At 67.5% G+C, this 8,558-nt stretch carries 10 protein-coding genes; 5 read left to right on the top strand and 5 right to left on the bottom strand.

Features of this window, described 5'->3' with window-relative positions:
* Positions 1-143: 143 nt before the first annotated feature.
* The 3 genes from KGM94_RS20855 to epmA are packed head-to-tail and all read right to left on the bottom strand — an operon-like array spanning position 144 to position 2,610.
* Positions 144-428 (bottom strand): hypothetical protein, encoded by a 285-nt coding sequence (locus KGM94_RS20855; protein WP_300263621.1) that lies wholly within the window; start codon positions 426-428, stop codon positions 144-146.
* A gap of 38 nt (positions 429-466) precedes the next feature.
* Positions 467-1,561 (bottom strand): lysine-2,3-aminomutase-like protein, encoded by a 1,095-nt coding sequence (locus KGM94_RS20860; protein WP_300263623.1) that lies wholly within the window; start codon positions 1,559-1,561, stop codon positions 467-469.
* Entirely contained in the window at positions 1,558-2,610 is a 1,053-nt protein-coding gene (gene epmA / locus KGM94_RS20865; protein ID WP_300263625.1) for an EF-P lysine aminoacylase EpmA, read from the bottom strand. The genes KGM94_RS20860 and epmA overlap by 4 nt, the downstream gene beginning before the upstream one ends.
* Before the next feature lie 174 nt (positions 2,611-2,784).
* Between epmA and efp the strand changes: the two genes are divergently transcribed.
* Complete coding sequence (efp, locus tag KGM94_RS20870) at positions 2,785-3,351, top strand: elongation factor P (RefSeq protein ID WP_300263628.1); 567 nt, start codon at positions 2,785-2,787, stop codon at positions 3,349-3,351.
* Positions 3,352-3,428: 77 nt separating this feature from the next.
* On the top strand, positions 3,429-4,985 hold the full coding sequence (locus KGM94_RS20875; RefSeq protein WP_300263630.1) for a M23 family peptidase: 1,557 nt from the start codon (positions 3,429-3,431) through the stop codon (positions 4,983-4,985).
* Between the two features lie 227 nt (positions 4,986-5,212).
* Here the strand turns inward: KGM94_RS20875 and KGM94_RS20880 are convergent, their stop codons facing one another.
* Both KGM94_RS20880 and KGM94_RS20885 read right to left on the bottom strand, forming a co-directional pair.
* Positions 5,213-5,719, bottom strand: a complete 507-nt coding sequence (locus tag KGM94_RS20880; protein ID WP_300263632.1) for a cupin domain-containing protein — start codon at positions 5,717-5,719, stop codon at positions 5,213-5,215.
* Positions 5,720-5,731: 12 nt separating this feature from the next.
* A complete protein-coding gene (locus KGM94_RS20885) occupies positions 5,732-6,211 on the bottom strand; it encodes a carboxymuconolactone decarboxylase family protein (protein ID WP_300263635.1) in 480 nt (159 codons plus the stop codon).
* Between the two features lie 56 nt (positions 6,212-6,267).
* Between KGM94_RS20885 and KGM94_RS20890 the strand changes: the two genes are divergently transcribed.
* The 3 genes from KGM94_RS20890 (at position 6,268) to KGM94_RS20900 (ending at position 8,473) form a co-directional block, all read left to right on the top strand.
* Positions 6,268-6,864, top strand: coding sequence for a MarR family transcriptional regulator (locus KGM94_RS20890; RefSeq protein ID WP_300263638.1), 597 nt, complete (start codon positions 6,268-6,270; stop codon positions 6,862-6,864).
* Positions 6,865-6,925: 61 nt separating this feature from the next.
* Entirely contained in the window at positions 6,926-7,165 is a 240-nt protein-coding gene (locus KGM94_RS20895) for a hypothetical protein (protein WP_300263640.1), read from the top strand.
* A 75-nt stretch (positions 7,166-7,240) separates the two neighbouring features.
* The gene (locus KGM94_RS20900; protein WP_300263642.1) at positions 7,241-8,473 is read left to right on the top strand and encodes a lytic murein transglycosylase; all 1,233 of its coding nucleotides are present in this window, start codon (positions 7,241-7,243) and stop codon (positions 8,471-8,473) included.
* Positions 8,474-8,558: the final 85 nt, after the last annotated feature.

An 8,558-nucleotide genomic window follows, 5' to 3' on the forward strand; every position in this document is an offset into this window, starting at 1 on the left:
GACCACGGCGGCGGTTCTCAGGCAGCTCGCCACGGCGGTCGGGATGCGCCGCAGCGCGAAACGTGCAAACCTCCAGGAACGCTCGGCCTGAAGGAGCGGGAGCGGGCGGGGCGATGCTGTCGCGCCCTGCCCGTTGCGGCCTCTCAGCAGCCGCGGCAGATGCTCTTGATCTTCTTGTCGAGCGCCTGGTTTTCCTTGCTCAGGGGATCGCTGGGATCGCTCAGGTTCTTCTCGCTCGGCACGTCGGAGGCGCGCGGCTGGCGGTGACCGACGGGCGCCTGCGGTACCGAGCCGGAACCGGTCGACTGTCCCGACGGGGAGCCCTTGCTGCCGCCGCTCTGCGCGATGGCGGGGCCGCCGCCAGGCAATATCAGGAGTGGCGCCAGGAGCAACGCCAGAAGCGCCGGCGATACGATCGTTCTTCTCATTCTGCCCCTCCAATCCGCTTGACCACTCGTCCCCCCGTTCACGTTTCGGGAGGATAGAGATGAGTATCGCCACAATAATCCGCAATACGATAGCGCGTTTCCATTCCTCGTTCACGTTCATGGGCTGCGGTATTTTGCACCGCAGTCACATAGTTCGGTCCGACCGGAGACTTGCCGGCGCCGCCGGGAATGTCGAGGACATAGTCCGGCTGGCAGAGGCCCGAGACCCGCCCGCGCAACTGCCGCATCAGCTCCTGCCCCTCGGCCAGCGTCGTGCGCAGGTGCGCGGTTCCCGGCGCAAGGTCGCCGTGATGCAGGTAGTAGGGCTTGATCCGGCATTCGACGAACGCGCGCATCAAGTCCGACAACGCCTCGATGGTGTCATTGACGCCGCGCAACAGCACGGACTGGCTCACCATGGGAATACCGGCATCGACCAGGCGCGCGCAGGCGGCGCGGGCCGCCTCCGTCAGCTCGCGCGCGTGGTTGGCGTGCAGCCCCACCCAGGTGGTTGCGCCTTCCGCCTTCAACGCCGCCACCATCTCGTCGCTGACCCGGTCCGGATCGGCGACCGGCACGCGGGTGTGCAGGCGAATGATCCTGACGTGCTCGATCGAGGCGAGATCGGTCATGATCTCGGCCAGCCGCCGCGGCGACAGCATCAGGGGATCGCCGCCCGTGAGGATGACTTCCCACACCTCCGGGTGCGCGCGGATGTAGTCGATTGCGGCACGATAGGCGCTGTCCGACAGGGCGCTCTCCTTGCCGGGACCGACCATCTCGCGGCGGAAGCAGAAGCGGCAGTAGACCGCGCAGACGTGAACGAGCTTGAACAGCACCCGGTCCGGATAGCGATGCACGATGCCGGGCACCGGTGAATGTGGGTAGTCGCCGATCGGATCGGCGTTTTCGCCGGGCCGGGCGTCGAGCTCCGCCGCACTCGGAATGAACTGCCGCGCGATCGGATCGTCGGGATCCGAGGTGTCGATCAGCCCGGCGAGCTCCGGCGTCAGCGCCACCGCATAGCGCGATGCGACGCGCTCGAGCGCGGACAGCGCAGATGCCGGCGCCAGCCCCTGCTCCACCAGCTCGGCGGGCTCGCGCAAGGTGAGTGCTGGGCGCGCTTTGGTCATGACTCGTCCACGGGCGGCGTCCACACCACCTGATCGACCCTGGGCGCTCCGCTCGCCAGCATCACCAACCGGTCGAAGCCGAGCGCGACGCCGCTCGCCTCCGGCATGCCGGCGACCGCGGCCAGAAAATCCTCGTCCAGCGGATAGGACTCGCCATAGCGGCGCTGCTTTTCGGCCATCGCCGACTGGAAGCGGCGGCGCTGCTCCTGCGCGTCGGTCAGTTCGCCAAAGCCGTTGGCGAGCTCGACGCCGCAGGCATAGATCTCGAAGCGCTCGGCGACGCGCGGATCGGAAGCCTTGACCCGCGCCAGCGCCGCCTCGGGCGCCGGATATTCGAACAGGATGCTCAAGCGCTCCTGCCCCAGATGGGGCTCAACATGCTCGACCAGGACCTTGCTGAAGATGTCGGACCAGGTGTCGTCGTCCGCAATACGGACCTTCCGCCCGGCGGCCGCTGCAAGCGCGCCGCGGTCGCCCTCGCCGTCGCGGATGGTCGAAAGCAGGTCGATGCCGGCAAAGCGCTCGAAGGCATAGCCGACCGTCAGCAGTTCCGGCTCGGCAAAGGGGTCGCAGGTCCGTCCGCGGAAGGAGAACTGGCCGATCCCGGTCGCCTGCGCGGCATGCGCGACGACCACGATGCAGTCGGCCATGATGGCGTCGTAGGCGGCATTGGCCCGGTACCATTCCAGCATGGTGAATTCGGGCAGGTGCAGGTCGCCGCGCTCCCGGTCGCGAAACACCCGTGCCAGCTCGAAGATTCTGGGCTCGCCGGCGGCAAGGAGCTTCTTGCAGGCGAATTCGGGGGACGTGCGCAAATAACGCGCGGCCCTGCCGCCGTCGGGACAGACGATTTCGGTGCGCGGAGCGTGCAGATGGGTCTCGTTGCCGGGGGACACCTGCAGGATCGAGGTTTCGACCTCGACGAAGCCCTGCTCGGCGAAAAAAGCCCGCACCGCGGCCGCGATGGCGCCCCGCGCCTGCAGGAACGGCCGCCTGTCGACATGCCTGGCCGGCGACCAGAACGGCGAGATGGGCATCTCCCCGGCCATTAACCGCCCCTCCCAGGCCCGAGCAAAACGCTGGCATCCACCGGCAAAATCAGTATGTTGCCGCCCGAAACGGCCGCCGGGGTCCCGATTGTGGCTCCGGGGCGGCCCTGAAGTCCCCCATCAACACGACCACGCCCTGGCCGGTGCCGGGCCAAGCAAGCAGGAAATACAGCTTTGAAAGTCATCGCCAGTTCTATTCGCAAGGGCAACGTGATCGAGCAAGACGGCAAGCTTTACGTCGTCGTCAGCGCCGAGAACATCCATCCCGGCAAGGGAACCCCCGTCAGCCAGATCGAAATGCGCCGAATCAGCGACGGGGTAAAGATCTCCGAGCGCTACAAGACGACCGACCAGGTCGAGAAGGCCACGATCGAGGAACGCAACTACACCTACCTCTATGAGGACGGCGACGGCTTCCACTTCATGAACCCGGAGACCTACGATCAGGTCCAGGTGGCCAAGGACATCGTCGGCAGCGCCTCCGCGTACCTGCAGGAGAACATGACGGTCAAGCTCTCCATGCACGACGCCAACCCGGTCTCGATCGCGCTGCCGCAGCGCGTGACGCTGGAGGTGGTGGAGACCGAGCCGGTGACCAAAGGCCAGACCGCCTCCTCCTCCTACAAGCCTGCGGTGCTGTCCAACGGCATCCGCACCGGCGTGCCGCCGCACATCTCGGTCGGAACCCGTATCGTGGTGATGACCGAAGACGGCTCTTACTGCGAGCGCGCCAAGGACTAGGCTGGCGGCTGAGGATCGGGGATCGCCGGGGGGCGGGGACATTGCGCAACGGGGCTGTCGGGTTCGCTTCGCGCCTGTTGGCTGCGCTCCCGCTGCTCGTGGCAGCCGCCCCGTCCGTCACCGCAGACGAATTCCGCACCGCCTCGCTGTCGGCGCTGCGCGTCGACTGGCGCGCGGCCGTTGACCAGCTGCGCAGCGAGATCAATGCGCACCCGGCCGTCGCCGGCGACTTCGTCTTCGTGCCGCGGCGCACGGTGTCGCGGTTCGATCCGCGCTCGATTCCAGCGCTCGTCCAGCTCAACGCGGTCAGCTCACAATTCTTCGCCGGCATCACGCGCAGCACGGTGCCGGTCCTGTTGCCCTTCGACGCGGCGGCATACATCGAGGCGCAGCACGGCGGCGGATCGTCGAGCCCGGCGCTGGCGCGCTATCAGGCCGATTTCAGTCCCGCCGAAATGTTCGACGCCGGCCCCGCCGGCTATAGCGCGAGCTTCTCGCTCGAGCCCGGCGCCGGCGACGGCATGCCGTCGCGCGTGTTCGCGCGTCCGGTCGAGGTGCAGATCACCGGCTCGGCGCTGATCTACGATCTCGCCGATCCCGCTGGCGGCAAGGGCGAGCCGGTCAAGGCCCTCGCCGCCCAATACCCGGACCTGCGCAAATTCATCCGCGAAGGCTACGTTCGCTACGCCTTCACGCGTTTCGGCGCTGCCTATGTGGTGTCGATCCAGTGCCTGGACAGCGTCGCCAAGGCGCGGCGGCTGGCGTGCAAGGAGGCCTACCCGGTTGCCGAGCGCTTCCTGAGGGCCCTTCACGTGGCGGGCGGCCAACGCATGCGGCCGTTGATGGATACTGCCTCCATGCTCGTCGACCGGCCGGCCGAGCGTTCGCCCGACTTCACCTATCGGCCGAGCGGCGACATCATCCCGAACACCGGTTACCACAGGCAGAGCGGTCGCCCGGACGTCCTGGCCTATTCGCAGATCCGCTTTCCGCTGGAGAAGGCGCCGGCCTTCGTCCACTCGCAAGCCAACGGCCGGCGCTACAAGGAGGCCTCCCGGGGCTATCCGTGGCGCGACAATTTCTGCGAGTCGCGCAGCTTCGAGGTCTGGCAGTGCGCCGGCGGCTACGGCCATCAGGGCGAGGACATCCGGCCGGCCGAATGCCCGCCCAACAGCGAAGACCGCTGCAATCTAAGGCAGCAGGCCGTGGTCGCCGTCCGCGACGCCACCGTGATCCGCGGGCGCAGGGACCAGTCCGCCACGCTGCAGGTCAACGGCCGGACCGAGCATATCCGCTTCCGCTACATGCACATGAACCCGCAGGCGATGAACGCGGACGGGCTTCTCAACGGCCGCATCGTCGTCGAGGGCGAGAGGATCGGCGTGGTCTCGAACTATCTCGACCACCCCGCCGGCACCTCGCTCCACCTGCATTTCGACGTGCAGGTTTTCACCCGCGACGGATGGATCTGGGTCAACCCCTACGTCACGCTGGTTTCCGCCTATGAGCGCCTGATCCGCGGACGCGGCCGCGAGACCGGCCCGGAGATCGCCGGCTCGCCGCAGCCGGTCGCCCACGCGCTGCCGGACCACGCGACGAAGCCCGACGCGCGCGAAGGCGGCGAGGAGAACTGACGAGCCGGATCGGGTCTCCGGGCCCGAAAATCAAAAATACGCGGTTCAACCCCATGCACCGTGGCCGTCAAGGGTCGACGGCTCGCCATACGGATTTTACGAAATCGTTTGACTCGTCGGGCAAATCAGGGGCATAATGTCAAGATTGCGACGAGTTGCTCTCGTGCGACACCCATCGAACATACCCAGCCTGTAGAGGCGACGCGATCGGATCCGCCAGCCAATCGCTACTCCAGCAACGTCGTGAGCTGCGCGCCTTCGTCCGCCACGAACACCGCGATCAGTTCGGCGGGCTCGGTCGTGCTGGCGTTGGCCGAGACCATGTGGGTCGAGCCCGGCGGCTCGAAGAAGGATTGCCCGACCTTGAAGGTCTCGACCGGGCCGCCGCCGAGCTGGGACCGGATCTCGCCCCGGGTGATGTAGGCGGTCACCGATCCGGCGTGGCGATGCGGTGGGGTGAAGCCGCCGGGACCGTAGAACACGCGCACGATGGTGACGCGCTTGCCGGGCACGTTCGGCAAGGGATAGGAGGCGATCGGCTCCACTCTGTCGAGCGGCGAGCTTCCGGACACGGTTGCGCACAGCGGCGCCAGCGCGCCCGAGACGGCATCCATCGTCACCGGCAGCGCCCGGCCGATGGCGAGCGCGCAGGCAAGGCCGGCGACCGCGGCAAGTCCGAGCATTTGCGATTGAGGCCGTGCGTTTCCCGGCGAAATTGTTGCGACTGACGTCATGGCAATGCTCCGTCACGAAGTCGCGGCATTGGCGGCAGCCGGCCGTTTCGCCGGCGACCAGCGATAGGCCGCGCCGAACCGGTTCCAGGTGTTGATCGAGGCCACCGCCGAGGTGAGGTACATCAGCTCCTTCTCGGAGAATTCGCGGCTCGCCTCCGCAAACACCTCATCGCTGACGCCGGCCGGCAGCAGGGTCAGCGCCTCGGTCCAGGCCAGCGCCGCGCGCTCGCGCGCGGAAAAGACCGGCGCTTCTCGCCAGACCGCAACCAGGTTGAGCTTGTCGGCGGGCACGCCGAGACGCTCGGACAGCAGGATGTGATGCTGCACGCAGAAGGCGCAGCCGTTGATCTGCGAGGCGCGCAGCTTGATCAGCTCCAGAAGCTGCTTGTCGAGGCCGGCCTTGGCCGCGAGCTGACCGAGCGCAAGCACCACCTCGTAGGCATCGGGCGTGAGCGCCTTGAAGTTTTCGTATTCGCTGCGGGCGTGCGACATGTCGTTCACCTCGTATTGTTATCAGTATCCTGACAGGTTATAAGAGCACTTATATCATGCGCAAGACGGATTGCTCGATGAAGCGGATGATCGCGAGGCGGCGAAGGGGAGTCCGGCCGGCAAAGCCGGAAAGGGTCACGGGCGCGAAACGCCGGCCGCGCGGAACCGGCGAGCCGGCGGCCATTGCGCTCGCCGGCCGCCCGCCGCCGCCTGGCCGGGGCAAGCGCGGCGAGGCCGGCCACCTCGCCTATCTGCTGCGCCTGGCCCAGGCCGCGACGCGGCTGAAGATGGAACGCACGCTTTCCGATCTCGGCGTCACGCCGCCGCAATTTGCGGTGCTGACCATGCTCAACGCCTATCCGGGACTGTCGGGCGCCGACGTCGCCCGCATCGCGATGCTGACCCCGCAGACCGTCGGCGTCATCATCGGCAATCTCGAGCGCGACGGCGCGATCCGCAGCGCCCCGCACCCGATCCACGGCCGGGTCCTGCAATGGACCCTGACCCGCCGCGGCACGGCGCTGCACACCAACTGCCGCCGCCGCGTGGCGGCGCTGGAGCGACGGCTCGCGGCCGGGCTCGGCCGGAGCGCCGAGGCGACCATCCGGCGCTGGCTCGCACGCATCGCGGCGGAGACGCAGGACGATGGCTAGCTTCCGTCAGCGCAAAATTAAGCGGCGGTCGCTAGCTTCGGGGTCTCGACCGGAGGCGCGCGTGGCAATCTCGATTGGGCAAGCGGCAGCGGCATTCATCGGGCTCGTCATCCTGTGGACGCTGATCCGCGCCTGGCGCACGGGTGTGATCTACACGCGTGGCTATTCGTTCGATCTCGAAGAGAACCCGATGCTGTTCACGCTTGCGAGCGTCGTTCACGGTCTCGGCTTCGCATTCTGCTGCTACGTCGCGGCCGGCTATCCGCCGGCGGATTTCCTCAGATTGATCGTCGCGGACTGAAACTCGGATTCCTCCAAGGCGATACCTCCAAGGCGATGCCCTGCGCGCCGCACTGCTTCCGGCTAGAATGAGACCATGACCCAGCCTGATTCCTCGCCTCACCCGACCCGCCGCACCGTGCTGCAATCCGCGCTCGGGGCGATCGCCCTGCTCGCCTCGCCCGCGTCCCTGCTCGCCGCGGCCCCGCCCGGCTTCGAGCAATGGCGCGAGGGCTTTCGCGCCCGCGCGCTCGCCAGGGGCATCTCGGCCGCGACCTGGCAGCGCGCCATGGGCCGGGTCGAGCCCGACATGAGCGTGTTCAAGGAGATCCGCAACCAGCCGGAATTCCATGAGCAGATCTGGCAATACATCAACCGCCGCGTCTCGGACTGGCGCATCATCAACGGCAAGATCGCGCTGAAGGCCAACGAGGCCCTGTTCGCCCGCATCGAGCGCGACTTCGGCGTCGAGCGCGGCACGCTGCTCGCACTGTGGGGCGTGGAGTCGGCCTATGGCGATCCGCTCGTGCAGCAGAACCACATGAGGCCGGTGTTTCCTTCGCTGGCGGCGCTCGCCTGGAACGAGCCGCGGCGCAAGGCCTATTGGGAGACCGAACTGATCAACGCGCTGCGCATCGTCGACAAGGGCTGGAGCACGCCGGAGGAGATGCGGGGCTCCTGGGCCGGCGCGATGGGGCATTCGCAATGGATGCCGGAGGTCTGGCTCAATGTCGGCATCGACTATGACGGCGACGGCAAGGTCTCGCCGTTCGGCCGGCCCGACGACGCGCTCGGCTCGACCGCGAAATACCTCGTCAATCGCGGCAAATGGCACCGCGGCGAGCACTGGGGCTATGAGGCGCGCGCGCCCGGCAATTTCAGCGGTACCCGCACCTATGCGGCCTGGCAGGCAGCCGGCGTCACCCGCGCCGACGGGGCGCCCTTCCCGCAGCCCAACGCCTCGGCGCAGATGTGGACGCCGGTTCCGGGCGGCCCGACGTTCCTGCTGGGTCCGAACTTCTATTCGGTGAAGAGCTACAATCCCTCGATGAACTATGCGCTCGCGATCTGCCATCTCGGCGACCGCTGCCTCGGCGGGCCGCCCTTCATCCAGCCCTTCCCGGGCTCGGAGCGCGCGCTGACGCTCGCCGAGGTGCAGGAGATGCAGACGCGGCTGACCAAGGCCGGTTTCGACACCGGCGGCACCGACGGCCGCGTCGGCAACGACACCATGAAGGCGATCAAGGACTTCCAGCGCAAGGCCGGCATTTTGCCGGCGGACGGCTATGGCGGGCTGAAGGTGCTGGCGAAGTTGAGGCAGGGTGGATGAAGAGTCCGCCCGCCCCCTTTGTCATTCCGGGGCGCGTAGTGCGAGCCCGGAATCCATACTCACGATGGTGGTTATGGATTCCGGG

Origin of the sequence: Bradyrhizobium sp. (assembly GCF_028868675.1) — a bacterium.
GTDB lineage: Bacteria > Pseudomonadota > Alphaproteobacteria > Rhizobiales > Xanthobacteraceae > Bradyrhizobium.